This is a genomic window from Roseateles sp. P5_B10, from assembly GCF_056400485.1.
Genome location: NZ_JBFULE010001178.1, coordinates 1 through 1,216 on the forward strand (window position 1 = coordinate 1; position 1,216 = coordinate 1,216).

Genomic DNA, 1,216 nt, shown 5'->3' on the forward strand with positions numbered 1-1,216 from the left:
GCACGGCCGTCGCCGCCACGCTGTTCTTTGGTTGCACGCTGGGCCTGGCCTTCCTGTCCAACGGCCGCACGGCCGCACCGACTGCCGACAGCGTGCTGGACCGCGCCGCCGTCGTCGCGCCCGCCGCGTCGGGCGCTGCCGCCATCCCTGGTGCCGTCGTTGCGCCGGTCGCGCCGGCCTCGGTTGCCGCCTCCGCTGCCCCCAACTGAAGTCCGACTAAAAACCTCGCCTCTTCACCGGGACACCCCTAATTCCCGGTATAGAATTCGAGGCTGTCTGGCACGCAAACCCTCACTAGCTGCCAGGCATGTTTGAGTACCTGCCGTCGTGGTGAAATTGGTAGACACGCTATCTTGAGGGGGTAGTGGCGAAAGCTGTGCGAGTTCGAGTCTCGCCGACGGCACCAGAACATCGGCTAGGATTCCCGCGGCACTGATGCGGGAGTCAGCCATAGCGGCCTGTCGCCAAAGTCGCTCAGCCTCAGGCTGGGTTGATTGAGGCTAGGTTCAAGGCGGGCGCGATCCGCGAGCGAGACTTTGGTTTTGCTGGTGACGCGCCCGTTTGCTTTTGTGGCTCGCGTATGCGGGCCACGTTGACGAAGACGTTTAGTCGACCCGAGAAAGCCCAGATGAATCTCGATCAATACCTGCCCGTCATCCTCTTCATTTTGGTCGGCGCAGTGGTCGGGATTGCACCCCAGGTGCTCGGCGCGCTGCTCGGCCCCAATCGGCCCGACGCGGCCAAGAACTCCCCCTACGAATGCGGCTTTGAGGCCTTTGAAGACGCGCGCATGAAATTCGATGTGCGCTACTACCTCGTCGCCATTCTGTTCATTCTTTTCGACCTGGAAATTGCCTTCCTGTTCCCTTGGGCCGTGGCGCTCAAGGAGATCGGTGCGACGGGCTTCTGGGCCATGATGATCTTCCTCGGCATTCTGGTCGTCGGCTTTGCCTACGAGTGGAAAAAAGGCGCCCTCGATTGGGAATAAACGTCCGCCGACACAAGCTGGGAATTCCAAATGGGTATTGAAGGCGTCTTGAAAGAGGGCTTTGTCACCACGTCGGTCGACAAGCTCATCAACTGGTCCAAGACCGGCTCACTCTGGCCGATGACATTCGGTTTGGCCTGCTGTGCCGTCGAGATGATGCACGCGGGTGCCGCGCGCTACGACATCGACCGCTTCGGCATGCTGTTTCGCCCGAGCCCGCGCCAGTCC

1 protein-coding gene, 1 tRNA gene and 2 pseudogenes are annotated in these 1,216 nt (G+C 61.6%); all 4 read left to right on the forward strand.

Annotated features, from left to right (window positions below; all coding sequences use genetic code 11):
- Positions 1–209 (forward strand): annotated as a pseudogene (locus AC1DU6_RS31870) (preprotein translocase subunit SecG); the annotation flags it as partial.
- Between the two features lie 112 nt (positions 210–321).
- Positions 322–406 (forward strand) — tRNA-Leu (locus AC1DU6_RS31875).
- 222 nt (positions 407–628) lie between these two features.
- Positions 629–988 (forward strand): NADH-quinone oxidoreductase subunit A, encoded by a 360-nt coding sequence (locus AC1DU6_RS31880; RefSeq protein WP_056196915.1) that lies wholly within the window; start codon positions 629–631, stop codon positions 986–988.
- A 30-nt stretch (positions 989–1,018) separates the two neighbouring features.
- Positions 1,019–1,216, forward strand: a pseudogene (locus tag AC1DU6_RS31885) (NADH-quinone oxidoreductase subunit B); the annotation flags it as partial.

What these genes read in the sequence shown, in the direction of transcription:
- AC1DU6_RS31880 (WP_056196915.1), top strand. Translation starts at nt 629, where the DNA reads ATGAATCTCGATCAATACCTGCCCGTCATCCTCTTCATTTTGGTCGGC.